This is a genomic window from Bordetella tumbae, from assembly GCF_965139195.1.
In the GTDB taxonomy this organism is placed as follows: Bacteria; Pseudomonadota; Gammaproteobacteria; order Burkholderiales; family Burkholderiaceae_B; genus Bordetella_A; species Bordetella_A tumbae.
On record NZ_CBCSJH010000001.1, the window covers coordinates 189,278 to 215,055 of the forward strand.

A 25,778-nucleotide genomic window follows, 5' to 3' on the forward strand; every position below is an offset into this window, starting at 1 on the left:
CATGATCCGTACCCCTTCGCATCGATCGTTACGATGGCGTTTGCTGGCCGGCATGCTCGTGACGGTGATGGTGGCTTGGCTGATTCTGCTCATCTGGTACCAACGTGATCAGACGCGCGAGCGCACGGGAGACTGGGATCTGAGTCTGGCGCGTGCGGGACAGATTGCCTTGCGGACTCTGCCCCAGGGATTGGAAGCCATTGCATTGCCGCGAGGCTATCAACTGTCGACTCAAGCCGTATCGCACGATAACGAGGCAGAACTGGTGCTGCAGGTTTACTCGCTCGTCAATGGCCGGTTGTTGCTGCGTTCTCCGAATGCTCCGGCAGAGCCTTTCACGACTTCACGCCGGGATGGATTCGCCACCAGTATGGCTGGCGGAGAGGAGTGGCGTACTTATACCATTTCCGATGAAGATGGCCGCATTCAAGTCCAAGTCGGAAAGGCGTTGAACGACCTGAAGCAGGAATTGCATCACAAGATGCGCAATGCGTTGATTTTCATGGCCGCGCTGTTTTTTCCGCTGGCAGCCGTAGCGTGGGCGGTCACCTACACCACCTTCCGGCCGGTTCTACGGTTGTCGACGCTGTTACGCCGGCGCCATCCTCTTGATCTTGATCCCTTGGCAACCCGGGATCTTCCTGACGAGATCAAACCATTAGTCGAATCTTTCAATCAGCAGCTGGCCCGAGTCGAGGCGGCGGTCGAGAACGAGCGCCGCTTTCTGCAGGACGCCGCACATGAACTGCGCACCCCTTTAGCGGTGCTGTCGTTGCAGGCCGATAATGCGTTGCGCAGCCAGGATATTGATGAAGTTCATCATTCAGTCCGGCAGATACATCAGGCTACGCAACGCAGTGCGCGGATTTCCGAGCAATTGCTGGACATGGCAATACTGGAGTCGACGGGGCTGCAGGAGGCCGCCGCGCGCATCGATCTGGGCGCCGTCGCACGTGCCGTTGTGCAAGATTATCGACAGCGGGCGCAGACGCGCGACCAGACGCTCATAGAGGATATTGAGTCCTGCTTTGTGCAGGGACACGTGGATAGTTTGGGTATCCTGTTGCGTAACCTGCTGGATAACGCCACGCGTTATAGCGGGAAAGGCAGCAATATTCGTATCATGTGCCGGCGAGAGGATGCCGATGGAAATATTCAATTATCCGTGCAGGATGATGGCCCAGGTGTGCCGAAAGAATATCGCGAGCGGATTCTCGATCGGTTCTTTCGAATGCCCAAGGCAGAGGGGCATGGCAGTGGCATTGGTCTGTCGCTGGTCGAACGAATTGCGCGGCTGCATGATGCGAATATTGAAGTTGGCACGGACGCAAATGGAAGAGGTTTGCGTATTACGCTGCGCTTTCCTGATGCACCATAAGGGTTGTGGTCTATCAGTATGGTTTGTCGACTCAGACCGGCAAGAAAAAAGGCCGACGCAATATTCATGCGCCGGCCCTTCATCCGCTATTTTTTGAGGACGCCTGCTAGGCAGTCTGCAGCTGCTCGGCGTCACCCTTGTTTTTCTTTTTTCCTCGTCGCAGGAACGCCCACACCTGCACCAAAATCAGTAGCGCGCTGGCGCCGACGAACCAGGCACTGATCGGGTGTTCGATGAATACGGCCATATCACCACGGGACAGCAACAGCGCGCGCCGGAAGTTTTCCTCGACCATCGGTCCCAGCACAAAGCCCAGCAGAATAGGCGCAACGGAGAACTCCAGCGTCATCAAGAGCGCGCCGATCAGGCCAAACGCCAGGACTTCCCAGATCTGAAATAGGTTGTTCTGTGTACTGAACACCCCGACCGCGATAAAAAAGAGTGCCGATGGAAAGAGATAACGATACGGCACTTGAAGAAGCTTCACCCACACGCCGATGAGAGGAACGTTCAATACCATCAGCAGTACGTTGCCGACCCAGAAGCTCGCGATCAGCCCCCAGAAAATATCTGGATGCTCGGTGATGAGTTGCGGGCCAGGCTGAATCCCTTGAATGAGCAAGGCACCGAGGATCAATGCCATTACTGCATCACCTGGAATACCGAGGCTCATCGTCGGGATAAAGTCCACCTGTGTTTTGGAATGAGACGAGGCTTCGGGCGAGGCGACACCCGCGATCATGCCAGTCCCGAATTTCTCCGGTGTTTTGGAGAGTTTTCGCTCCAACGCATATGAGATGAACGTCGTGATAGTCGGGCCTGTGCCGGGCATGGCGCCAAACAGTGTTCCGACCAGCGTGCCACGAACCATGGGCATGAATGCCGTCTTCATTTCCGCTTTTGACGGCCGCATATCGCGCAGTTTCAGCTTGGCGCCACTGCCGATGATGCTCATGCGATTGACACTCATGAGAAAGTCGGCGACGCCAAACAAGCCCATCGAGATTGCGACCAACTCCAGACCATCGGACAGATCGAGCAACCCAAAAGAAAGACGGATAGTCCCGGTATTCACGTCCGTTCCGACCACGCCGCACAGCAAACCAAAGAGCGTCATCGCTACACCCTTGAGCGCCGAGCCGCGGGACATGGTAGCACCGGCCAGCAAACCGAGCAGCATGATCGAAAAGATCTCGGTCGGCCCGAATTTGAACGCGATCTCAACCAGCAGCGGCGAGGCAAAGATCATGACGATAATGCCCACCGATGCGGCAAAGAACGAACAGATCATCGTGATGCCCAGGGCTGTTCCTCCTTTGCCCTGCTTAGTCAGAGGATAGCCATCCAGGCAGGTCACCGCGTGAGGCGGATGCGATGGTAGATTCAGTAGAATCGCGCCGATCGCGCCGCCATACTGCGAACCATAGAAAATCCCTGCCAACATGAGAATGGCAGGCACCGGCGACATGACATAGGTCAGCGGCAGCAGGATCGAAATGGCCGACAGAGCGCCCATCCCGGGCAATACGCCGATGAGGTTGCCCACCAGCACGCCAAAGAACGACCAAGCGAGGTTATGCCACTGAAAGGCAACGCCAAAGCCGTACCAAAGGTCCATCAAAGATTGTGAAATCATGGTGGATCAAACCCAACGAAAGAGAGGAAGCTGCAGTTGCAGCGCCCACCAGAACACAGCAATCGCGATCAATGACATTAGTACCGACAGCATGAGAGCTTGCTTGACGGTATTTTTTCGATCGCCGAGAGCCGAGATGAATACGATGGCAAATGTGGCGGGCAGCAGGCCGCCGTATTCCCCTAATAGCAAAAATGCCAAGACGCCGAGCACGATGCAGATGCCGCCGCGCAGATCCGGCAGCCCGTGTCCATGCCCTTCGCCAGGCACACTCTCAGCGGGTTGACCTGAGCGCGCCGAAAGCGCGATGAGCAGGCCCGTGATGGTCAGCAAGCCGCCCAAGGCAGCGGGGAAAAATCCCGGTCCCATATGGCTGAGTGACCCGACGTGGTAATCGGTGCCAGCGTATATCGCTCCTAATCCGACTAGCACCATCAAGGCGCCGCCGTAATAGTCCTTTCTATTTATTGCCTTCTGCACTTCTATCCTCCAGAAAACCGCGTCGTATTGGCCTCGACGCTGCGATCGAAACGAACGCAGCTTGGGTTTTAATGACGGTTCGGCGCACAGATTACGGAGGTAAGCTGTTGATCCGCTTTCTGTGCGCTGTCGGTTTCCTGAATTCCAGGGTATTCCCTGACGAGACTGCAGGGTCAGGCCGGCCGGTAGCGGTCGATCAGTTGTCTGCTGATTTGACGGCGGACAGCATGTACCCCAGACCACGCACGGTGACGATGCACACATCGCTGCCGGCCAGCTTCTTGCGCAGACGGTGCAGAATCACTTCGATGGCATCAGGGCTGGCGTCGCTGTCGTGAGAAAAGACTTTCTCGAATAACTGATTTTTCTCGACCGGATATCCGACGCGGATCAAGAGCGCGGCGAGGGTAGCGTGCTCACGCGGTGTGAGCATCAGCATTGAACCATCCAGCGTAAAGAGATGGCTTGCGCTGTCATAGCTGAGCGAACCGCACTGCAGCCTCGGGTGATCGCGGCCCCGGCTGCGCCGTACCAGCGCGGTCAAGCGGGCTTCCAGCTCCTCGAGGGCAAAGGGCTTTGTCAGGAAATCGTCAGCGCCCATGTTCAAACCGCGCACGCGATCTTGCAACGACCCTTGCGCGGTCAGCACCAACACCGGTGTACGGTCATCGCGCTCGCGCATGTCGCGCAGCACGTTCAGTCCATGTTTGTCAGGTAAACGTAAGTCCAGAACGACAGCGTCGTATTCGCTGCCCACCATATACCCTTCGGCATTGCGGGCATCGGCGGCATGATCGGAAACAAAACCACTCTGTGCAAGTGCGCGACGCAGCCAGAGGGCCATGTCGACTTCATCTTCAACTAGCAAAATGCGCATGGTATTCAGAATCACCAAGCAGGTATTAAGCATGACACCGTCACCATAGAACGGGAAATTGTCATGTGTTCACGGGAGTCGCGAGCCCTGTGAGCAGCGCAGAATGTATGGCTAAACCTGGAGGTGTGTCAAACGCAGAGCTGTTTTACTTGCCGGTTTTCCCTGGACCGCCACGTTGATCACGGGGCAAGCAGACCAACACCAGCAACGAGCATGCGCCAGCAAAAATGAACGCATAGTCATAGCGCCCGCTGACTGCGACAAATGCTGCAAACAGTGTAGGCGCCACCATGTTCATCAAGTTCACCAGAATGCTGGAGCCGGCTGACGTTTCCGAGATCATCTGTGGTGGCGAGCGCCGTGCGACTTCGGCGATTTGTACGCCATTCCAACTGGCTGCCGAGCAGCCTGCGACAAACGCCAGAGTAATCACAGACCAGAGCGGCCAGGCGGCACTGGTCAATCCCAGTAGTGCAGTGGTCACTGCGGAAAAAACCGCAGCGATCGTCAAGGTAATATTGGCCGAGCGCAAATAATCCGACAGCCAGCCCAGTACGATGCGGCCGATGACGCCGCCTGCCTGCATGACGGCAAAGACCATACCAGCCAAGGCTAGCGGATAGCCGAGCTGGTCCACGAGATAAATGACGGTGAACGTGAACCAACAGCTCTGAGCAATGGCAAACAGGCTGCCCACAACGGATATTTTCATCAGGCCGCTGTTGTGCCGTAACGAGGCCAGCGGCACGGTGAGTGTGCGTAGGGACTCCAACGTCGGGAAATGAAAAAAGTGATCCTTCTTGTCTGGTGTCTCGTCCAAGCTGGCGCTCAAACGCCAGGTCATCATGGTCGGCAGCAGTACGATGAGGGCGCAAAAGAAGAGAGCAATGCGCCAGCCTGTCAGCACGACCAGTAGTGGTACGAGCAGGCCCGCGATTACGCCGCCCAGAGGAACGCCAGCCTGTTTGATGGAGAACATCAGGTTGCGTTTGCCGGGCGGAGAATACTTCTGCAGGACTTCGCTGCCTGCAGGATTGGCCGCACCGCCGCTCAATCCCATGAACAGGCATGCTATCAGCGCAATGGCAAGACTAGGGATCAATAGCCATGCCATACAGGCGGCCCCGATCAGCAATGTCAATTGCAGCGTACGCATGCCGCCGATTTGCTTGAGCATGGCGGAGCCTGCCACCAGGATCATCAGGCCACCAAGGGAATTGCTGGCAGTCAGATAACCGATCGTGCTGCCGCTCCAGCCAAAATCCTCTGACATCGCTGGGGCCAGGATGGGAATGAGCCGATTCAGAAACGCCGAGATGGTTTGTAGCGTGAAAATTGCCACGATGGGCATTAGCCATGTCGGTGCTGCTCGATTCATTGCGTTTACTGAGTTGTTTTTCTGAGGCTGCGGCTGGGCGAGCATAGTCGCAGCCATCGGCGGGATGCCTTCTCCTTCCCCTTGATGATACTCCCACTCGCCGGCTGCTGCAGACGCGGCGCACATGAGCGCGCATCTGACAGCCTTTCTAGACGTTCGAGCCCCGGCGTTGCTTTACTCCAGATCGGGATGTCGATCTGTCAGCCGTTGGCGGCGGGCTTTCAAGTTTTCGAGTTGCTGCTCCAGCGCTTCGATCTCGGCATCGACGTCCTGCACGGTTTGCTCGATATGATCGTAGGCCTGTTGCAACAGGATTTTGGCTTCGCGGCGGCTGGATGCGTTTGGCGTATCGCCACGCAATGGCCGATTGGCGGTCTCTGGCAGATAGAGAGAGGTAATCAAACCGATCACCGAGGCGGCCATCAGGTAAATTGCAGGCACCATCAGGTTGCCGGTTCCTTCGACCAGCCATGCTGCGACGGTCGGGGTTAGACCCGCAATGATGATTGCGATGTTGAACGAGCTGGCCAGTGCGCTGTAACGGATGCGTGTCGGAAAGAGGGCTGGCAAGGTTGATGCCATCACGCCGATCAGGCAATTGAGGAATATCGCGATCAACAACAGGCCAAGGAAAATCAGGCCGATATTGTCGCTGCCAATGAGATGGAAAGCCGGCAGTGCAATCACGAACAAGCCCAAACTGCCAGCGAGCAGAAACGGCTTTCGGCCTATTTTGTCGCTGAAAAATCCCACGACGGGCTGCACGAACAGCATCCCGATCATGACTACGACGATGATCAGCACGCCATGGTCTTCGGAGTAACCCAGGCTGCTGGACAAATAGGTGGGCATATAGGTCAACAGCATGTAATAGGTGATGTTGGTGACCAAAACCATGCCGACGCAAACCAGCAGTGCCTTGCGGTACTTGGAAAAGATTTCGCGAAAAGAGATGGTTGGCTTCTCTTTTACCGCCTCGCGATCCTCTTGCTCCATTTTCTCCAGTTGTTGGGTAAACGCGGGCGTTTCTTCTGCAGCGTGACGCAGATACAGACCAAGCAGCCCCAGCGGGCCCGCGATGAAGAAAGGCACGCGCCAACCCCATGCCAGGAACGTCTCGTCGCCCAGTATCGTCTGCAGCAGCACAACAAGGCCGGCACCTAGTACGAAGCCGGCAATCGAGCCGAAGTCCAGCCAACTGCCTAGGAATCCGCGCCGCCGGTCCGGCGCATATTCGGCCACAAAGACGGCAGCACCTGTGTATTCGCCACCAACTGAAAAGCCCTGAGCCAGTTTGCACAACAGCAGCAGGATAGGTGCCCACAGGCCTATGCTGGCGTAGGATGGGATCAGGCCAATGCAGAATGTACTGATAGCCATGATGATGATGGTGAGCGAGAGCACTTTTTGCCGCCCGAACCTGTCACCCATCACGCCGAAGAAAACGCCGCCTAAAGGCCGCACCAGAAATGGCACGGAAAACGTGCCAAGCGCGGCAATGGTCTGCACAGCGGGCGACGCGTCAGGAAAAAATACTTTACCTAGCGCAAACGCAACAAAACCATAGACGCCAAAATCGAACCACTCCATGGCATTGCCCAGAGCAGCGGCCGTGACAGCCTTTTTAAGCTTGCTATCGTCGATGACGGTAATGTCGTCGATCTGGAGGGGCCGGACTTCTGGTGACGCAGGAACGGTTTGAGTCATGTCTGCTTCCCGTGGCTGGCTAGGGACAACGGTTTTGACGAGTTGCATGGCAACCCGAAACGTTTACTGCTGATCCTGTATCTTGAACGGGGACTCTGTCTTTTTCAAGCCTATCAGCCAACTCGGCTCGATAATTGGCTGGCTGCGCGTCGTACAACTGTCACATGGCTGGGGTTGTATCGATGGACAGGGACTGTCAACGTCACTGCGGCAGCGATCGCGCCTGCTGCTGAAAACACAGGCGCCGATATGCCCGCGACCTCGGAGAGGCGATCGCCTATCGCCGCAAAATAGCCATCGCTGCGGATTTTTCGGTACAGCTCCTGATCGGGGCCAGGGGCGGAGCCTAGAATGTCGTCGAAGGCCGTCAGGATGCGGCCGCCACTGCCTCGATCCAGAGGCAGCAAGTCCCCTGCGCGAATATGGTCTCGCACAGGATGGGGGGAGTCGACGCGATACAGGCATAACCGTGCATCGCCCTGACGCACGTGGTAGGCGGCGCTTTCCCCCGTGGTGGCGACTAACTCGCGCAGCACCGGGATGACAACACGCTCCAGTGAGAACGATGCCGAGTAGACACCGTGCAATCTCGCGACCTCGGGTCCGAGGGCGTACCGTCCGTCTTCGAGGCGTTGAATCCAACGCGCATGTTCCAGCGATGCCAACAGCCTCAAGACAGTGCTTTTGTACAGTCTGGTCCGCTCTGCGAGCTCACGCAGCGATAACGCATGGTCATTACTGGTGAACACCGACATCAGGCTTAGCGCGCGATCAACCGCAGCGACACCGCCTTGGGCTGCATCGGCGTCGGCGATGGATTCCGTCACAGCTTTACGGGGCATTTCGTGTTCTGCCTATTCAAAAGTCTAGAAATTCTATCTTATAGAACGGTCGGCGCGCTCCGTTCTCTCACCCATGGCGTGCTGTTGCCGATTTGCCGTAGAAATCCAGGGGCATTTCGGGTTGACACGAGAATGGGCTTGTACTTTAATTTCGTACAAGAGAATGATGTTCTATCTTTTAGAATTTTACAAGAGACACCTATATGCCGAGTCTGACCCCTCTTCAGCCCGAGGTTTTGATTAGCGAAGTCGGCCCGCGTGACGGATTGCAGTCGGTAAAGGCCACCATGCCAACGGCAGACAAGTTCAAGTGGCTTGACGCACTGGTGGCGGCTGGCATCCGGGAGATCGAGGTAGCTTCGTTTGTGCCTGCCCGCTTGCTGCCTCAAATGGCGGATGCAGCCGAGGTAGTGAAATACGCGACCACGGCGCACCCGGGTGTCACCATCATGGCATTGGTGCCGAACCTGCGTGGTGCACAAGCCGCATTGGAGGCGGGTGTACACAAGCTGACCATGCCCGTATCGGCGAGCCATGCTCACTCGCTCGCGAATGTGCGCAAGACACCGCAGGAAATGGTGCAGGAGGTGCAAGCGATCGCGCGGTTGCGTGACGAGCTCGCGCCGTCCGTCAAACTCGAGGCCGGCATATCTACCGCGTTCGGATGCACATTGCAGGGCGAAGTGCCAGAGGATGATGTCATCAAACTGGCGGTCATGTGTGTACAGGCGGGGGCGGATGAGTCGGGTCTGTCGGACACTGTAGGTTATGCGAATCCAGTTCAGGTACGACGGTTGTTTCGGCGATTGCGGCAGGAGCTGGGCGAGCACGCTGGCGCTGCACACATGCACAACACGCGGGGACTGGGGTTGGCGAACTGTCTTGCCGCATGGGACGAGGGCGTGCGTACGTTCGATAGCTCGTTGGGCGGATTAGGCGGTTGCCCTTATGCGCCGGGCGCCTCTGGCAATGTGGTGACCGAAGACCTGGTCTTTATGTTCGAAGCGATGGGTGTCTCCACGGGCATCGATATCGAGACGCTCGTCGCGGCACGCGCGCCGCTCGCTGCAGGGCTACCGGGCGAAGCGTTGTATGGCATGACGCCAGATGCCGGCCTGCCGAAAGGCTTTACTCAACACGCCTAGTATCAGCGGCGATTGTCAGGCCCTTTTTCTCAACATAGGTAGCACACCCATGTCTAACAACACCGCGTCCCGCCTTCCGTACGAAGGCATCCGCGTCATTGAATTCACCCATATGGTCATGGGGCCCACCTGCGGCATGCTGCTGGCGGACCTGGGAGCCGAGGTGATCAAGGTCGAGCCACTGGGGGGCGACTCCACGCGCAGGCTATTGGGATCGGGTGCAGGTTTTTTTCCGATGTTCAATCGGAACAAGAAAAGCATTGTGCTGGACCTTAAGCAACCAGAAGGCAAAGAGGCAGCATTGCGTTTGATCGATTCCGCGGACATTGTCAGCGAGAACTTCAAATCGGGTGTCATGGACAAACTCGGTTTGGGATATGCCGCGTTGAAGGCTCGAAATCCAAAAATCATTTACGTCAGTCATAAAGGGTTTTTGCCTGGCCCTTATGAGCATCGCACCGCATTGGACGAGGTCGTGCAGATGATGGGCGGGTTGGCCTATATGACAGGACGTGCGGGCGACCCCTTGCGCGCCGGCACGAGCGTCAACGACATCATGGGCGGCATGTTTGGTGCGATGGGGGCCATGGCGGCGCTGGCTCAGCGTGCAATCACTGGCGAGGGTATGGAAGTGCAGACCTCGCTATTCGAAAACAACGTCTTTCTCGTCGGACAGCACATGATGCAGTACGCCATGACCGGACGTGCGGCCGCTCCCATGCCTAGCCGCATTTCTGCGTGGGCAATCTACGACGTATTTACCGTCAAAGACGGCGAACAGATTTTTCTCGCTGTGGTCAGCGACAAGCAATGGGAAATTTTCTGCCGGGCCTTTGGCCTGTCCGAATGGTTTGCAGATCCGCGGCTGAAAACAAACAATGATCGCGTCCAGGCTCGGGATTGGCTGATGCCTAAGCTGCGGGCTCATCTCGCAGATACGTCTGCGGCGGAATTGGCTGCGGTATTCGAAAAAGAGGGGTTGCCGTACGCGCCGATCACTCGTCCGGAACAATTGTTTGATGACCCCCATCTGCTGGCGACCGGCGGGCTGGCCCCGATCACATTGCCCGGAGGAAAGCCTTCGCACGTGCCGTTGACGCCGGTAGCCTTCAACGGTGTACAGCCGCCGCTACGCACGCAACCGCCCGAGATCGGAGAGCATACCGATGCGCTATTGCGCGAAGCCGGCTATTCCGACGAAGAGATTCAAAGTTTGCAGGCCAGGAATATCACTCAAGGATGCCATCCGTAGTGAGTCCGTGGGCCTTTCACAAAAGCGCTCGCCCAAGCGTTGAATAAAGAGACAGGAAATGAACTATCGCTTGAAAACTTCGACCATCAGCCGCCGGGCATTGTCTCGCGGATTGTTTGTGTTGTCGCTTGGCCTGCTATGCAGTCAAGTCAACGCGGCCGATAGCGCCGAGAGTTGGCCATCGACACCGGTTCGGCTGGTCGTGCCGTATGCCCCTGGAGGCACCACCGACTATGCCGCCAGACAAGTCGCGCAGAAACTATCCGAGGCGACGGGAAAGACTTTTATCGTCGAAAACAAGTCCGGTGCCTCCGGGACCATTGCGACTCAGGATGTGGTTCGTTCAAAGCCGGACGGCAGTTCTTTTTTGGTGACTGATACGACATATGCCATGTTGCCATTGTCGTTCGCCAAGTTGCCGTGGGATTACGAACACGATCTGATCCACGTAGCCGAGATAATCGAAACTCCCCTGGTATTAGTCGTTCCGGAAAAGTCGCCGTTCAAAACCCTGGCAGATCTGATCGAGTATGCCAAGAAAAATCCAGGCGCTCTGAATTTCGGATCAGGTGGGCCCGCGAGTTCTACGCATCTTGCTGCGGAGATGTTCGCCTCCGAGGCCAAGGTCAAGATGTCCCATATCCCTTACCGTGGTGCTGGCGCGGCCTTGGCTGATGTGATGGCAGGCCAGATTGATCTATTGGTGACGGCTGCGCCGACGGCCATCCCACCTGTGCAAGGCTCGCGTGTGCGAGCGCTGGCCGTCAGTGGGGATCAGCGTCTGGAGTCTTTGCCTGATGTCCCGACATTCGCGCAAGCGGGACTGCCGTCGTATCAGGTCATCAATTGGTTTGGATTGGCAGCTCCAAAGGGCACGCCCGAGCCGATTGTTGAGAAAATGAACAGCCTGGTCAATGAGGTAATGGGCGATGCAGAGATGCAGCAGTTGATGGCTCGCCAAGGGGCTAGACACCGCTCAGTGGCACTGAAACCGTTCGGCGAATATGTTCAGCAGCAAGTGACTTTCTGGACCGATGTCGGACGGCGTGTCGGTATCAAGCCCGAGTGAGGAACTGGCCATGTGGAATCTTTCTTTTTCGCCGCCGGTCGTCATCGAGGCTGAAGTCATCGCCTCTGTGCCGCAGGAGCTGCGTTTGCAGCGCCGTAGTGCGTGGGCGGACGCCAACAAGGCGGGACATATTGTCGACTGCTTTCTGGAGGGGCCTGTCTTTGACAAGACGGGAGCGCTATATGTGACCGATATTCCTCATGGCCGCATATTCCGGGTGGACGGTGCGGATAGCTGGCATCTCGTTGCCGAAACTGGCGGATGGCCGAATGGGCTGGCGCTGCATGACGATGGCAGCTTGTGGGTGGCAGACTACCGCAAAGGCATTCTGCGTTGCGATCCCGCGACCGGCGCTGTCACGACAGTGCTTGGCCACCGCAATAGCGAGTCGTTCAAGGGCGTCAACGACCTGGTGTTTGATCGCGAGGGACGGCTGTACTTTACTGATCAAGGTCAGACCGGTTTGCATGACCCTCAAGGCCGAGTCTATCGATACGACGAGCGTAGCGGGCGACTGGACCTGTTGCTCAGTAATGCGCCCAGTCCTAACGGCATCGCATTGGATGCTGCACAAAAGGTGTTGTTCGTCGCCGTGACGCGCGCCAATCAGGTGTGGCGGGCTCCGATTCTGGATGACGGTTCGATCAGCAAAATGGGCGCCTTCCAGACATTTTTCGGCACCAGCGGACCGGACGGACTGGCGACATTGCCAAGCGGCGAATTGCTGGTCGCACATGCGAGTCTAGGTGGTGTTTTTGTCCTGAACTCGCGTGGCGAGATTACGCATTATCTGAAAAGTCCGATCGACGGCAGCACCGTGACCAATATCGCCGTGTGCCCCGAGGGCAAGCGCGTGGTGTTCACGGAGTCTGCGTCGGGTTCGATTTTGCAGGCGGAGCTGCCATAGGGCGCTATAGCCTGGCTCTCGATCACGTTGGGCAGAGACGTTTATCGTACTTTTCTTGAATGGCCCGCAGTCGCTTCGACAACGGTGTTGAGGGTGTCTGCCGGAACGGCTGCGGTGACTTTCTCGTGATGTCTTACAACCGGGTGACGTCGATAATCGCCTGGGCGAATTCCTTGGGCGCTTCTTGAGGCAGGTTGTGCCCAATGCCGCCATTGACGTTGCGATGCTGGTATTTGCCGGTGAATTTTTTCGCATAGGCTGCCGGCTGTGGATGCGGGGCGCCGTTAGCGTCGCCTTCCATCGTGATTGATGGGATGGTGATGACCGGTCCCTTTGCGAGTTGTTGTTCCAGATCGTCGTAGCGCGATTCGCCTTGAGCCAGGCCCAAGCGCCAACGATAGTTATGAATCACGATGGCGACATGGTCAGGGTTCTGGAAAGACTGGGCCGTGCGGTCAAAGGTCGCATCGTCGAAATCCCAATGGGGCGAGGCGAGTTTCCAGATGAGCTTGTTGAACGAATCACGGTTTGCATCGTAGCCGGCTTGGCCGCGCTCGGTGGCAAAGTAGAACTGATACCACCACGCCAATTCTGCCTCGGGGGGCAGGGGAGCTTTGTTGGCGGTTTGGCTGCCGATCAGATAGCCGCTGACCGACACCATGCCGGTGAATCGCTTTGGCCACAGCGCCGCCATGATGTTGACGGTGCGTGCACCCCAGTCGAACCCACCCAGGACGGCGGACTCAATTTTCAATGCGTCCAGTAATCCAATCAGATCCAGCGCAAACACGGCCTGCTGGCCATTTCGGGCCGTATCCGCCGACAGGAACGTGGTCGAACCCGAGCCGCGCAGATAGGGCACGATGACACGATAGCCAGCAGCCACGAGCCGCGGAGTGACTTCGGCAAAGCTGTAAATGTCGTAAGGCCAGCCATGCACCAAGAGGGCAACGGGGCCATTTCGCGGACCGGTATCTACGTAGCCGATGTTCAGCGGCCCGACCTGGATCTGCTTGATCTCGTCGAACGTCGCGCTTGGGTGCCCCGCGGCTGCGCCGGCTTTGGCGGCATGTGTTTGGGCTTGGGCCAGACTGCTCATGGTCAGTTCCATGAGGCCCAGACCGGCCACGGTGGTCTGGATCAGGCGGCGACGGCGGATATTGATGGGCTCCGACATGACTTTCACTCCTCAAAAAGTTGGTAGGAGCATTGAAAGCCTTGGGTGTATCTGCCTTGTGTCGCGTCCGAATGGGCTGAGAAACGTTGAGTATCCGTGTAGAGAAACGGATACAGTGCGGTACATAGTCGCTGCGCAGCTTGTCCTCAGATGGAAATCCTAGCCAGTCAGAGGAAAGGGATCAGCCCCATATAGCGAGGGCGAGGTGGACATGGAATGCAGCCGGGAGGGCGGTCCATGTCCATTCATACTGATCGATAAGCCTTATTTTTTCAGGGCCTCGTCGGCGCATTGTGCATCGAGATGTCCACCGGGCGCGCCAGCCACGCCAATGGCGCCGATGACCTCGTCACCTTGCTTCAGCGGGACTCCGCCGCCTAGCAACAGGAATCCCGGGATATCTTTCAGATTGGCTGCACCAGGGTTTTTCTGGGAATTTTCCATCATGGCCAGCGTGGGTTGCTTGGCCGATGCAGAGGTAAAGGCTTTGGCGCGGCTGGCTTCAATAGTGTGAGGACCAGCTTTATCGGCGCGTGCAAAGGCTTGCAATTGGCCACTGCCATCGACGACTGCGGCGCTCACGGCGTAGCCTTTGGCCTGGCAGACGGCTACGGTGTCAGCGGCGAGTTTCTGGGCATCTGCGAGCGCGAGTTTGTGCGTGGTGACCACGGCAGCGCTAGCGGCTTGGGACAGCGCGGCGAGGCAGAGCAGGGCGAGGGTTTTGCGGATCATGGTGGTGTCCTTGGTCTGTGTAGTTACGACAAGGACAGTGTATTGAGATACGCTGTGCACCGGTATGCGCACGAGCACGCTCCGGTCTCCGTAGCACTACGGAGCCTCAGGCGAGCAAAGCGGCATACTGACGTATCAATTGCGCCAGAGATTGCGCTTCGAGCTTGGTGAAGACATTCGCTCGATAGGTCTCTACGGTGCGGGGCGACAGGCCCAGTTCGCGCGCGATCTGTTTATTGCTGACACCTTCGACGACACGCCGCAGGACTTCTTCTTCGCGGCCGGATAATGTGCCCAGGCGCTCTGTGGCCTCGAGCGTGGCTGCGAGTTTTTCGCGGCTGGCGATGTGTTGACGTACGGCAGCCTGTACGGCATCCAGAAACACATCGTCGTCCACCGGCTTTTGCAGGAATTCGACAGCGCCGGTTTTGAATGCCCGCCGGCACAGATCGACGTTGGCATGGCCCGTCAGGATGATAGTCGGCAGGTCAGAGTGAGCGACGACTTGTTCGAGCACCTGCAGGCCGCTGATGCTGGGCATACGGATATCGAGAACCAGACAGCCGATTGCGTATTGATGGCCTTGGGCGAGAAAGGCTTGCGGGTCGCCGAACCCCTCACTGCGCAGCCCGACGCTCGAGAGCAGCATCGACAGGCCATCGCGCACGGCCTCGTCATCATCCACGATATATACGAGCGGTGATTGATTCGAATAGTCGTCCATGGCGTAGTCGCGTGGCTGCCTTAACCGTGAGCCTCGTGTTTTTGAGGAGAGGCGGGGGTGTCCTCACTCTGGCGTTCAGAATACAGTGGGAGTGCCAGTGTCGCACAGACTCCGCCTGCTGCGTGATTCTCAAGGTGCAGGTGCGCATCCATCGTGCCGGCCAGGGTCTCGCATAGTGTCAGGCCTAGTCCCATGCCTTGAGCTCGGGTAGTGTAGAACGGCTCGAAGATTCTCGGTAACTTGTCGGCAGGTATGCCAGGGCCGTTGTCACGAACGATGAATTCATAGCGTGATTCGCGTACACGGCCACGAATATCCAGCAGGCGAGGCCCCGTTTGTGAAGCGAGCGCGTCTGCGGCATTTTGCACCAGATTGTGCAGAATCTGTTCCAGGGCGACCCGATCACCCAGCGCACGTACGTCGGGGGCGTCGTTAGTCCAGCTGATTCGTATGCCGGCTCGCGCCAGTTCACTTTCTCGTAAAAAGCGCAGCGAAGCGATCAGCTCATCCGGGTTCAGTACCGAGCGTTGAGCGGGTTCGCCATGGGCCATCAGGGCGCGCAGGCGTTCGAGTATCTCGGCTGCCCGACGCGCCTGACCGGCCGTCGCCTGCAGGGCTCGACGCACCTGGGGCTGCTCGTCGGGATCGTCCAGCAAACGCTGGGCGGCGCCGGTTTGTGCCAGGATGGCGGTCAACGGTTGATTGAGTTCATGCGCGATACCCGCCGCCATTTCTCCCAGGGTGTTGAGCCGCCCGATCGCGGCCAGGCGCGACTGCTCCCGTTCGCGCAAAGCATAGGCTCGCGCGCGTTGCCACAATGTCCATCCGGCAACAAGCGCTGCGCTGGCCAACGCCCAGGTGAGCCAGGCCGTCCATGGCCAGGACACTGGCGTCAAGACCTGGACAGTACGCAAGGTAAACGGCTGACTCGCCGCGCCTAGTGGTTTGCTGCGGTGTAGCACCAAGCCCGTTGGATTTTGCGGCAACGCTGAACCCAGTAGATGGAGCTGCCCAGCGGGCAATGATAGTTCGACGGCGTTGAGCGTATGAGGGATGTCTTCGCGCGCGAGCCATTTCTGCGCATTGAGCAGGATGCTCCACCCCGATGGGTCCACGAGCCAATAGGATGCGGCGGCCGTTGCTGGTAATACGACAGGGCGATTGACTTGGCGGGCCTGTGCCAAGGCATCCGACATCCCCATAGGTGACGGGGAACTGCCATGCCATGTGCCGTCATCCAGGCCGATGGCCTCTAGTTGTGGCAATGCCGGCTGTAGGCTGGGAAACAGACGCTCAGGAGCGGGAGGATGCGATAGCGCTGCCAAGGTCGCGAGCACGGCTTCGTGTTGCACGGCCTTTTGGCTGAGCATGCGGTGCACGATGCTCGTATCCTGGACGAACCGATCGCGCTGGCTGGCGTAGTCTTGCAAACCAATGCCGACGACGCCGAAAATGAGGAGCAGCAGCCATATCAGGATCGGCCGCATGAGAGATCGGGGCATAGTGCACAGCATTATGGCACTGGAATCCGGGTCTTACACTCCGTAGTGCTACGGAATGGCGGCGTCTCGACTAAGATGCTGTCCAGGAATTAATCAGCAGGAGTCTCGCGATGACCAGTCATATTTCACCGGTGCCGTTAGCAAAAGCCTCGCGCCTGCTTCATCATGGTCCTACGGTCCTCGTCTCGGCTCACCATGAGGGGGTGAGCAACGTCATGGCGGTAGGCTGGGCATGCGCATTGGATTTTGCGCCGCCCAAGCTGACTGTGGTCTTGGACAAGATCACCAAGACGCGCCAGTTGGTCGAGCAAAGCGGGATATTTGTGGTTCAGGTGCCGACGGTGCCGCAGCTGCGTCTGACTCATGAGGTCGGCAATCGCAGCCTGATCAGCGATCCCGACAAGCTGGCCGAGAGCGGCGTAGAACTCTTTCATATGGATGGCTACGGCGATTTGCCCTTTGTGCAGGGCTGTTCGGCATGGATGGCATGCAAGCTTATTTCCGAGCCTCATAATCAGCAGACCTACGATTTGTTCATCGGCGAGGTTGTGGGTGCCTGGGCGGATGACCGCGTATTCAAGGATGGCCATTGGCATTTTGAATCTGCAGACCCCGCATGGCGTAGTCTGCACTACATCGCGGGCGGGCAGTTCTATGCCACAGGAGAGTCCATGGTCTATGGTGAGGAGCCCTGACCGCCGTGGAGAATTATGTCTACGTGCTGGTCGTTGCGCTGATTGCCGGTGCGTTCAGTGGCGTGGTGGGCACGGGATCGTCTCTGATGCTGTTGCCGGTATTGGTGCAGTCGTATGGGCCGAAGGCCGCCATGCCGATCATGGCGATGGCAGCCATCATGGGCAATCTGTCGCGCGTCATGGTCTGGTTCAAACAGATCGACTGGCGGGCGACGTTTGCCTATGGTTTGCCTGGTATTCCCGCTGCAGCGTTGGGCGCCCATACACTGTTAGCCTTGCCTGCGTGGGTGATCGACGCGACTCTCGGGTTTTTCTTTTGGTGCATGATCCCTATTCGGCACAAGCTGCGGCAATTGCAGTACCAAATGTCGTTGTTTCAGTTGGGTGTATGCGGTGTCGTGATTGGCTTTTTGACGGGCTTGGTGCTTTCTACCGGGCCCTTGAGTATTCCCGCATTCACTGCCTACGGGCTTAGCGGCGGGGCATTTCTGGGAACAGATGGCGCAACGTCAGTGCTGCTGTATATCAGCAAAGTGAGTACGTTTTTCGCTCAGGATGCTTTGTCAATGCAAACGGCGCTTCAGGGTGTGTTGGTGGGGGCGGGCATCATGCTCGGGACCTTTGCCAGCAAACCGCTGGTGCTGCGGCTTTCGTCAAACGCCTTTGCCGTCATGGTCGACGTGCTGCTCTTCGTCTCGGGGGCTGCGCTGCTGTACAGTGCGTGGTCGCACGGGTAAAACCATGCGGCGGTCCTTGATCGGTATGTGGTGGTCGGCCAGCGAGTCAGAGGATAAGCTCCCGGGACGTAGGTTAGGCACACGAATGCCATCGACTAACGTCCCGAGGCGTTACGTGCCTTAATCCGTCGACAATACGCCGCGGCGCACTTGATCGCGTTCGATGGATTCAAACAGCGCTTTGAAGTTGCCCTCGCCAAAACCGCTATCGCCCTTGCGCTGGATGAACTCAAAGAACACCGGGCCTAGCAGGGTCTCGGAGAAAATCTGGAGCAGCAAACGACGCTCTCCGCCCTCGGACGTACCGTCGAGCAAGATGCCGCGCGATTGCAACTCTGTGGTGGGCTCGCCGTGTGCTGGCAGACGACCCTCCAGCATCTCGTAGTAGGTTTCAGGCGGTGCAGTCATGAACTTCGTGCCTTGGGCTTTCAATGCATCCCAAGTCTTGATCAGATCATCGGTCAGAAACGCTACGTGTTGGATGCCTTCGCCGTTGAACTGCATCAGGAATTCTTCGATCTGGCCGGCGCCCTTTGAGGATTCTTCGTTCAGAGGGATGCGGATCATGCCATCGGGTGCCGTCATGGCCTTTGAGGTCAGGCCGGTATATTCACCCTTGATGTCGAAATAGCGAATCTCGCGAAAATTGAAGAGTTTTTCGTAGAAGTCGGCCCAATACGCCATGCGGCCACGATAGACGTTATGGGTCAGGTGATCGATGATCTTCAGGCCCGCGCCCACAGGGTGACGGTCCACGCCGTCGATGAATACGAAATCGATGTCGTAGATCGACGAGCCTTCGTCGAAACGGTCGATCAGGTAGAGCGGCGCGCCACCAATGCCCTTGATGGCAGGCAGGCGCAGTTCCATGAAACCGGTATGAATCTCGACCGGTTGCGCACCGAGTTCCAGGGCGCGCTGATGAGCTTCTTGCGCATTGCGCACGCGAAACGCCAGGCCGCATACAGAGGGGCCGTGCTCGGCCGCGAAGTACGCTGCGGGGCTCTGGGGCTCGTTATTGACGATGGCGTTGATGCCGCCTTGGCGAAACAGAGAGACGGCCTTGGAACGATGGTTCGCGACTTTGGTGAACCCCATGCTTTCGAGCACCGGCTCGATGACGTTGGGCGTGGGCGAGGCGAACTCAATGAACTCAAAACCCATGAGGCCCATGGGATTGTCGAAAAGGTCTGCCATTTTCTGGCTCCTGAATGTGCAAATGGTGAATGTGAAGCTTGCGAAGCAGCCAATTCACATTGGGGGCGCACAGGGGCGGCCCCGCACGCTGCGTGCCAGGTAGTCGCCAATCAGGAGTTGAAAACCCAGAATTTTCATAATGGTAGGGTCAGACGGGGTTGCCGCAGAGTTTCTTTGCTCTCGAACGGAAGAAACGCTGCTCTTCAGAGCATGGCATGCATGATCCCGCGGCGTCAAGCTAGCTCACCTGCTCAGGTGTATCTGACTATACTCCACCTGTGTTATCTCCACTATCCGGTATCGTCTTTGTACCTTGCCCTGTGCCTGATGCCGCTTCAGATTTATTACTTATCTAAGAAAATTTCCAGTCCATGACTAGCAGCAATCCTCAACCCCAAGCCGTTACCTGTCCTCTCACACGTAGTGCGATTTTCCTTGTTGCGACGTTGGGTGAGGACAGTCAAGCCGACAAGATCCGTGCCTTGTGCGGGAATCTCGCCGCGTTGGTGCGTTCCGTAGGCAAGCGCGTGCCAGATGGCAAATTGTCCTGTGTGCTGGGATTCAGCGCGCATGCCTGGGACACCTTGTTTGGTCATCCGCGTCCAGCACACCTGCATCCATTTCGTGAGTTTCACGCCGACAATCGCCATGCACCCGCGACGCCAGGAGATCTGCTGTTCCATATTCGCGCCGAGCAGATGGATTTGTGCTTCGAGCTGGAGACGCAGATTCTCAATCAGTTGGACGCGGCGGTGACCGTGGTAGATGAAGTCCAGGGCTTCCGCTATTTCGATATGCGCAGCATGGTGGGCTTTGTCGACGGCACCGAAAATCCAGAAGGCCAGGACGCCGTGGATTTTGCTTTGATCGGTGATGAAGATCCCGAGTTTGCCAATGGCAGCTATGTCCTCGTGCAGAAATACCTGCATGACATGGCAGGCTGGAATGCACTGCCTGTTGAGACTCAGGAACGCATTATCGGGCGCACCAAGCTATCGGATATCGAATTGGACGACTCGGTCAAGCCCTCGTCGTCTCATAGTTCACTGACCACGCTGACCGAGAACGGTGAAGAAGTCAAAATCTTGCGCGAAAACATGCCGTTCGGGCGGCCTGGCGCAGGCGAGTTTGGCACTTACTTTATTGGATATGCCAAATCCCCAGCCCCTATTGAGCAAATGTTGGAGAACATGATTGTCGGCCGGCCTGTAGGTAATTACGACCGTCTGCTGGACTTCAGCCGCGCTGTCACGGGCGGGTTGTTCTTTGTGCCCTCGGCAGCACTGTTGGAGGAATTGGAGGAGCGGCAAAAATAAAGGAGACGAACCGTCGTCTCCTTTATGACTGATCCCGTCGTTGTTGACGGGGTGGGTATTTGCACGTTTTGCTGTTACTTCATTGGATAGGCCAAGTCATCCGCCAACAGCGCGATGCAACACGCAGCCGAAGCCTGTACTGCCCGCGCGGGATCTGTCGCCAGGGTCAACGCTTGTGCGGCGGCTTGGGCCTGTTCGGCGCCGTAGTGGCTTTGCACCCAATTTACCAACAGCGCCGATAATGGCAGGCGCTCGGTGAGCGCCTGCGGCGCCAAGCGTTCAATGGCTTGCTGTGCGGCGTCGCTCCCGGTGATAGCGGCCAGCGCATCTGAACAACCCTCGGAGAATACGACTTCGTACAGTGAATCTATGTGTGCCTGCATGCGCGAGGTATGGATTTGCAGGCCCTCTGCGCTGTGCCGCAGCGCGGCCGCAGCGGCATAGACGTGACGCCATAGCGGCGCCCACATGGACAGCTCTGCCTGCCATTCTCCCATAGCCCGTTCGTGAGCCTGAGGCATTGCCGAAAGCAGATTTGCGGCGAGGCCTGGCACGGGCTGTGTTTGTGCAATGGCCTGCATGCAATAGACGGCATTGCGTTTATGCGGCATCGCACTGGACGTTCTGCCGCGAGGAGCTTCGGTCAGCTCTCCCACCTCGAACTGCGACATCAACGACCAGTCTTTCGCGAGCTTTGCCAGGCTGCCTGCGCAGACTGCCGCCTCCATGGCGAGTCGCATCCAGGTGTCGCGTTGGGTGTGCCAACTATGGCCGCAAGCCGTCAAGCCGAGTTCGGAGGCGAGTTCACGTTCCACGCGCAGGCCTTGCTCGCCTAACGTAGCGCGATTGCCTACAGCCCCGCCCAGTTGCACACACAGCGCGTGCTCGGACAGAACGCGTAGTTGTTCGATGCTGCGCTGTATGGCGCAGGCAGATTGCGCACATTTCAATCCGAAACTTGTGACTTGAGCTGGTTGCAGCAGGCTGCGCGCCAGAATCGGCGTGTGTGCATGGTTGCGAGCCAACGTGCACAAGGCAGCATGTAACCCGGTCAATTCCTGCAACAGCGCTGACACTGCTGTCTTGGTCAATAGGGCATGTGCCGTGTCGACGGCGTCCTGAGTTGTGGTGCCCCAATGCAAATAGGGCAAAGCATCCTTGGCATGCTGCGCCAAGAATGCCCGTAACGGGGCCACCAACCCTATGCCGAGTGCGCCCGTACGCTGTGCTCGTTCGATGAAGGCCGCGCGCTCCAGTTCGACATTGGCACATGCGTGAGAAATGGCCGCTGCCGCGCTGGTGGGAATGAGCCCGCAAGCCGCCTGTGCGTTGGCCAGCCCTGATTCAAAACGCAGCAGCGCATCGAACCACTGTGTATCCGTGAACAGTGCAGCGCTGCCGCTCGGGGTCAGACTTTCGTCGATCAGGGAAACCATCATGACAGGCTGACCCGCGGTCATACGGTGGCGCCAGAGGTGGTCACGACCTTGCCCCACTTGCGGCTTTCTTCCTGGATTTTTGCGCTGTATTCTTTTGCATTGCCCAGCAGCGGTTCGGCCCCTTCGACTTCGAGTTTGGATTGGAACCCGGGTTCGGCGGCGACTTTCAGGATTTCCGCTTCCAGCTGGCGTACTGTCTCGGCCGGTATGGTTTTAGGAGCCAATATCCCGTAGGTCAGGGTACTGTCGAAGTCCTTCAGCGCAGGAACACCCGATTCGGTCATGGTTGGAACGTCGGGCAGCAGTGCCATGCGTTTGGTGCTGGTGATGGCCAAGGCGCGCAGCTTTCCCGATTTGATCATGGGCATGGCAGCCGGAATCACGCTGAAGCTAAAGTCCACCAAGCCAGCTGCTACATCGGCGACTGCTGGTGCTGTGCCTTTGTAGGGGACATGTACGGCTTGCGCGCCCAGTGTCTGCAGGAACATTTCCCCAGTCAGATGGCCGCCCGTGCCGTTGCCGCTGGATGCATAATCCATATCGGAGTCTTTGCTCGATAGGGCCTTGGCCAACTCTGCGACGCTCTGAATAGGGGAACTGGCCGGTACAACCAGCAACAGCGCCGAGGAGGCAAACATCGCGACCGGCTGCAAATCGGTCGACGCATTAAACTTCAGGTTCTTGTACAGCGCCGGGTTGATAGAGATGGTGCCGGTATGCCCGAGCAAAAAAGTATTGCTTTGCGCGGATGCGCGCACGACCTGCTCGGTACCCAAGTTTCCGCCCGCGCCGGGTTTGTTTTCGACGATCACATCGCGCTTGAATGTCTCGGTCAGACCATGCGCCAGCTGCCGTGCAAGTACATCGTTCCCGCCGCCCGGCGAAAAGGGGACAATGATACGCATGACGGGGTTGCTTTGGGCCCAGGCGGGCGTCAAGGAGACGACCGTCAGCCCTAATGCCGTCGCCAGCGCGTGGCGACGGGAAGGGGAACGCAGGATAGGCGGGTGCATGGTGTCTCCTGGATTGGAATAGTTGGATTCACGGGTATTGTCGCTGTTAAGGGCTACCCGAATACAGTACGTGTTGCTTTCATCAATTAAAAGAAAATGCAGGCTTATGGATATCCGTTACCTACATAATTTTCTGAAAGTCGTCGACCTGGGCTCCATGTCCGAGGCCGCTCGTCAGTTGGACGTGAGCCCTGCTGCGATCGCACAACAGATGCGTACGCTTGAGCGCGAACTAGGAGCGTCGCTATTGGTGCGGCAGGGGCGCAGTGTGCAACCGACCGCCGCTGGGCAGCGCCTGCTGGAGCGGGGCCGCATCTTGGTGCAGGATGCCGATGCCTTGCGAGATTGGGTTGCGACCGACGAGGACGAGGGCGAATTGCGGCTGGGGACGGTCAATACGGCATTACATAGTTTCCTGCCCGATATTTTGCAGTCCTTTGCCGAGCATTATCCAGGTGTACGAATTGCACTGCGCAGTGCGATTACGCCTGCCTTGTATGGGGCGCTGACGCAATTCGAACTCGACGCGGCCTTGTGTTTGAAGTTGCCTTTTGAGCTGCCCAAGACGGTGTGCTGGGCGTCTCTGCGTCAAGAACCGCTGGTCGTGTTGGCGCACGTGCGCGACGCACAGCGTGATCCATTGGAATTACTGCGTACCGAGCCGTTGGTGCGTTACGACCGGCAATTGGCCGGTGGCAGTTTGGCTGATCGCTATTTGCAAGCTCAACGAATACAACCGCATGAGCGGGTAGAGCTGAACTCCATTATGGCCATCGCGCTACTGGTGCAACGCGGGTTGGGTGTGGGCTTGGTGCCTGATATTGGCCGGGGCCTGGAGGGGCCTGATTTGTGCAAATTGGCCGTCCCTGCGGTATCGGTGCCAGAGGATGGGCCGCCGTTGCCAGCACGTGAGCTGGGGTTGTTGTGGCGTCATCAGTCTCCACGGGGACATTGGGTGCAGACGCTGTTGCGGTGCGCGCGGGAAGTGATTGAGGCTTGACGCGTCAATTGACTCAGCCGATCTGTTAATGACGGTCTTTCCTGCTGATAAGTCATCGCAATAAAAAAATGCCCCACGCTGCGCCTCCGGCTTGCTGCCCCCTAAGGGGGCGTTTTTGTTTTGGGACGGCCGGCAAGAAAAAATGCCCCCACGCTGCGCCTGCGGCTTGCTGCCCCCAAGGGGGCGTTTTTGCCTTGGGNCGGCCCGGCGGCAAAAAAANCGCGCCGGGATAACTCGGCGCGCTTTTTTTAGTGCAACATCAACGTGTGTCAGCGAACCGGCTGCGGCTTCGCGCCCACTTCCTCACGCACCTTTGCCACCTGATCTGCCGTCACTGCAGGTGCTTTATTGCCCCAGTTGGAGCGTACAAAGGTGAGCACCGAGGCGACTTCTTTATCGGTCAAGCGCCAATCAAACGCCGGCATGCCGTACTGCGTCGGCGCAGCAGTCGTACCCGGCAATTGCGCGCCCTTGAGCACGATGTGGATCAAGGAGGTCGGATCCTCCGAGTTCACGGTCGAGCTCAGTGCCAACTGCGGGAAGGTTTGCTCGTAACCCTTGCCGGTCGTACGGTGGCAGGCTGCGCAGTTGTTCAAGAAGTCCAGTGCACCTTCGCTGTTGGCTTTGCCGGAACGGAACGCCACGGAGGCGGTCTCGTCATAGGCCAAGGCTTGCGTCGCGTCCTTGTTCAACGGTGAGAGTGTTTTCAGGTAGGCCGCGATGGCGTTCAGATCGGCATCGTTCAGATGCTGGGTACTGTCGGCCACAACTTGTGACATGCCGCCAAACGTCGCAGAGTGCTTGTTCATGCCTCCCTTGAGAAAGGCGACGATGTCTTCTTTGGACCAACTGCCCAGACCGTCCGTGGCGTCGCCACGCAAGTTCTTGGCCAACCAGCCCTCGACGACGCCGCCCGACAGGAACTCCGACCCATCGGCGTCGGTGAGAGCCTTTTCCTGCAAGGCTACGCCACGCGGCGTGTGGCAGGTGCTGCAATGGCCCAGGCCTTCGACCAGGTATTTGCCGCGTAGAACTTCAGCCTGTCCTGCCTCGGTGGAAGCGCTTGCGGGTGCAGCGGCAGCTTCGACGGGATCCGGCGAGAACATCCAACGCCAGATGCCCAGGGGCCAACGCATGGATAGCGGCCAGACGATGTCGGTGTCTTTGTTGGCTTGGTTGACGGGCTCTACGCCATGCATGAAATACGCGTACAGAGCCTTTACATCATCCGGTGAGACTTTTGCGTAGGCGGTGTAAGGCATGGCCGGATACAGCGAGTGGCCGTCTTTTGCAACGCCGTGACGGACGGCCTGGTCGAAGTCTTCCAGCGTGTATTCACCGATACCGGTTTCCTTATCGGGTGTGATGTTGGTGGAATAGATCATTCCCAACGGAGAGTCGATGCCCAGACCGCCTGCAAAGGGTTTGCCGCCCTGTGCGGTGTGGCAGGCAATACAGTCGCCTGCGCGCGAGAGGTATTCACCTTGCTTGATGAGCTGTTGATCCGCCGTATCGGCGGCCCATGCGGAGCTGGCTGCCAGAGCAAGCAAGGCGGTGAGGGTGTGTTTAAGCATA

General features: G+C 57.8%; 22 protein-coding genes and 1 pseudogene. 9 read left to right on the forward strand and 14 right to left on the reverse strand.

The features are described 5' to 3' along the window. Window position 1: 1 nt before the first annotated feature. Complete coding sequence (locus ACNA0J_RS00930; protein WP_415815492.1) at window positions 2-1,378, forward strand: ATP-binding protein; 1,377 nt, start codon at window positions 2-4, stop codon at window positions 1,376-1,378. A gap of 106 nt (window positions 1,379-1,484) precedes the next feature. Here ACNA0J_RS00930 and ACNA0J_RS00935 read toward each other — a convergent pair whose 3' ends face one another. The 6 genes from ACNA0J_RS00935 to ACNA0J_RS00960 all read right to left on the reverse strand — a co-directional run bounded on the left by ACNA0J_RS00935 (window position 1,485) and on the right by ACNA0J_RS00960 (window position 8,298). Next, on the reverse strand, window positions 1,485-3,014 hold the full coding sequence (locus ACNA0J_RS00935) for a tripartite tricarboxylate transporter permease (RefSeq protein ID WP_415815494.1): 1,530 nt from the start codon (window positions 3,012-3,014) through the stop codon (window positions 1,485-1,487). Window positions 3,015-3,020: 6 nt separating this feature from the next. Continuing rightward, entirely contained in the window at window positions 3,021-3,449 is a 429-nt protein-coding gene (locus ACNA0J_RS00940; protein WP_415816475.1) for a tripartite tricarboxylate transporter TctB family protein, read from the reverse strand. A 241-nt stretch (window positions 3,450-3,690) separates the two neighbouring features. Beyond that, the gene (locus ACNA0J_RS00945) at window positions 3,691-4,371 is read right to left on the reverse strand and encodes a response regulator (RefSeq protein WP_415816477.1); all 681 of its coding nucleotides are present in this window, start codon (window positions 4,369-4,371) and stop codon (window positions 3,691-3,693) included. 145 nt (window positions 4,372-4,516) lie between these two features. Next, window positions 4,517-5,749 (reverse strand): MFS transporter, encoded by a 1,233-nt coding sequence (locus tag ACNA0J_RS00950; protein WP_415815496.1) that lies wholly within the window; start codon window positions 5,747-5,749, stop codon window positions 4,517-4,519. 174 nt (window positions 5,750-5,923) lie between these two features. Continuing rightward, entirely contained in the window at window positions 5,924-7,456 is a 1,533-nt protein-coding gene (proP, locus tag ACNA0J_RS00955; RefSeq protein ID WP_415815498.1) for a glycine betaine/L-proline transporter ProP, read from the reverse strand. A gap of 113 nt (window positions 7,457-7,569) precedes the next feature. Then, on the reverse strand, window positions 7,570-8,298 hold the full coding sequence (locus ACNA0J_RS00960) for an IclR family transcriptional regulator (RefSeq protein WP_415815500.1): 729 nt from the start codon (window positions 8,296-8,298) through the stop codon (window positions 7,570-7,572). Between the two features lie 203 nt (window positions 8,299-8,501). Between ACNA0J_RS00960 and ACNA0J_RS00965 the strand changes: the two genes are divergently transcribed. From ACNA0J_RS00965 to ACNA0J_RS00980, 4 genes are read left to right on the forward strand one after another with little or no spacing between them, the layout of a single operon-like run. Continuing rightward, window positions 8,502-9,443, forward strand: coding sequence for a hydroxymethylglutaryl-CoA lyase (locus ACNA0J_RS00965; protein WP_415815502.1), 942 nt, complete (start codon window positions 8,502-8,504; stop codon window positions 9,441-9,443). A gap of 49 nt (window positions 9,444-9,492) precedes the next feature. After that, on the forward strand, window positions 9,493-10,695 hold the full coding sequence (locus ACNA0J_RS00970; RefSeq protein WP_415815504.1) for a CaiB/BaiF CoA transferase family protein: 1,203 nt from the start codon (window positions 9,493-9,495) through the stop codon (window positions 10,693-10,695). 58 nt (window positions 10,696-10,753) lie between these two features. Beyond that, complete coding sequence (locus ACNA0J_RS00975) at window positions 10,754-11,764, forward strand: Bug family tripartite tricarboxylate transporter substrate binding protein (RefSeq protein ID WP_415815506.1); 1,011 nt, start codon at window positions 10,754-10,756, stop codon at window positions 11,762-11,764. 10 nt (window positions 11,765-11,774) lie between these two features. Further along, the gene (locus ACNA0J_RS00980) at window positions 11,775-12,671 is read left to right on the forward strand and encodes an SMP-30/gluconolactonase/LRE family protein (protein WP_415815508.1); all 897 of its coding nucleotides are present in this window, start codon (window positions 11,775-11,777) and stop codon (window positions 12,669-12,671) included. Window positions 12,672-12,804: 133 nt separating this feature from the next. Here the strand turns inward: ACNA0J_RS00980 and ACNA0J_RS00985 are convergent, their stop codons facing one another. The 4 genes from ACNA0J_RS00985 to ACNA0J_RS01000 all read right to left on the reverse strand — a co-directional run bounded on the left by ACNA0J_RS00985 (window position 12,805) and on the right by ACNA0J_RS01000 (window position 16,806). Continuing rightward, window positions 12,805-13,848: an alpha/beta fold hydrolase gene (locus ACNA0J_RS00985; RefSeq protein WP_415815510.1), complete on the reverse strand. Its 1,044-nt coding sequence runs from the start codon at window positions 13,846-13,848 to the stop codon at window positions 12,805-12,807. A 264-nt stretch (window positions 13,849-14,112) separates the two neighbouring features. Continuing rightward, on the reverse strand, window positions 14,113-14,580 hold the full coding sequence (locus ACNA0J_RS00990; RefSeq protein WP_415815512.1) for a GlcG/HbpS family heme-binding protein: 468 nt from the start codon (window positions 14,578-14,580) through the stop codon (window positions 14,113-14,115). A 106-nt stretch (window positions 14,581-14,686) separates the two neighbouring features. Next, complete coding sequence (locus ACNA0J_RS00995; protein WP_094819565.1) at window positions 14,687-15,304, reverse strand: response regulator transcription factor; 618 nt, start codon at window positions 15,302-15,304, stop codon at window positions 14,687-14,689. A gap of 20 nt (window positions 15,305-15,324) precedes the next feature. Continuing rightward, complete coding sequence (locus ACNA0J_RS01000; protein ID WP_415815515.1) at window positions 15,325-16,806, reverse strand: sensor histidine kinase; 1,482 nt, start codon at window positions 16,804-16,806, stop codon at window positions 15,325-15,327. A 110-nt stretch (window positions 16,807-16,916) separates the two neighbouring features. Here ACNA0J_RS01000 and ACNA0J_RS01005 point away from each other — a divergent pair, with 110 nt between their 5' ends. Further along, window positions 16,917-17,501, forward strand: a complete 585-nt coding sequence (locus ACNA0J_RS01005; RefSeq protein ID WP_415815517.1) for a flavin reductase family protein — start codon at window positions 16,917-16,919, stop codon at window positions 17,499-17,501. Window positions 17,502-17,506: 5 nt separating this feature from the next. Continuing rightward, window positions 17,507-18,238 (forward strand): sulfite exporter TauE/SafE family protein, encoded by a 732-nt coding sequence (locus ACNA0J_RS01010; protein ID WP_415815519.1) that lies wholly within the window; start codon window positions 17,507-17,509, stop codon window positions 18,236-18,238. Window positions 18,239-18,358: 120 nt separating this feature from the next. Here ACNA0J_RS01010 and hppD read toward each other — a convergent pair whose 3' ends face one another. Continuing rightward, window positions 18,359-19,435 (reverse strand): 4-hydroxyphenylpyruvate dioxygenase, encoded by a 1,077-nt coding sequence (gene hppD, locus ACNA0J_RS01015; RefSeq protein ID WP_415815521.1) that lies wholly within the window; start codon window positions 19,433-19,435, stop codon window positions 18,359-18,361. Between the two features lie 371 nt (window positions 19,436-19,806). On the opposite strand from hppD, the pseudogene ACNA0J_RS01020 reads away from it, so the two are divergent. Beyond that, window positions 19,807-20,742, forward strand: a pseudogene (locus tag ACNA0J_RS01020) (Dyp-type peroxidase); the annotation flags it as partial. Between the two features lie 83 nt (window positions 20,743-20,825). On the opposite strand, the gene ACNA0J_RS01025 reads toward ACNA0J_RS01020, so the two are convergent. Next, window positions 20,826-22,211, reverse strand: a complete 1,386-nt coding sequence (locus tag ACNA0J_RS01025) for a lyase family protein (protein ID WP_415815523.1) — start codon at window positions 22,209-22,211, stop codon at window positions 20,826-20,828. Beyond that, window positions 22,208-23,203 carry a Bug family tripartite tricarboxylate transporter substrate binding protein gene (locus ACNA0J_RS01030; protein ID WP_415815525.1) on the reverse strand — a complete coding sequence of 332 codons (996 nt, stop codon included), beginning with the start codon at window positions 23,201-23,203 and terminating at the stop codon, window positions 22,208-22,210. The genes ACNA0J_RS01025 and ACNA0J_RS01030 overlap by 4 nt, the downstream gene beginning before the upstream one ends. A gap of 106 nt (window positions 23,204-23,309) precedes the next feature. On the opposite strand from ACNA0J_RS01030, the gene ACNA0J_RS01035 reads away from it, so the two are divergent. Next, complete coding sequence (locus tag ACNA0J_RS01035) at window positions 23,310-24,203, forward strand: LysR family transcriptional regulator (protein WP_415815527.1); 894 nt, start codon at window positions 23,310-23,312, stop codon at window positions 24,201-24,203. Window positions 24,204-24,472: 269 nt separating this feature from the next. On the opposite strand, the gene ACNA0J_RS01040 is transcribed toward ACNA0J_RS01035, so the two are convergent. After that, window positions 24,473-25,777, reverse strand: a complete 1,305-nt coding sequence (locus ACNA0J_RS01040; RefSeq protein WP_415816479.1) for a c-type cytochrome — start codon at window positions 25,775-25,777, stop codon at window positions 24,473-24,475. Window position 25,778 lies beyond the last annotated feature (1 nt).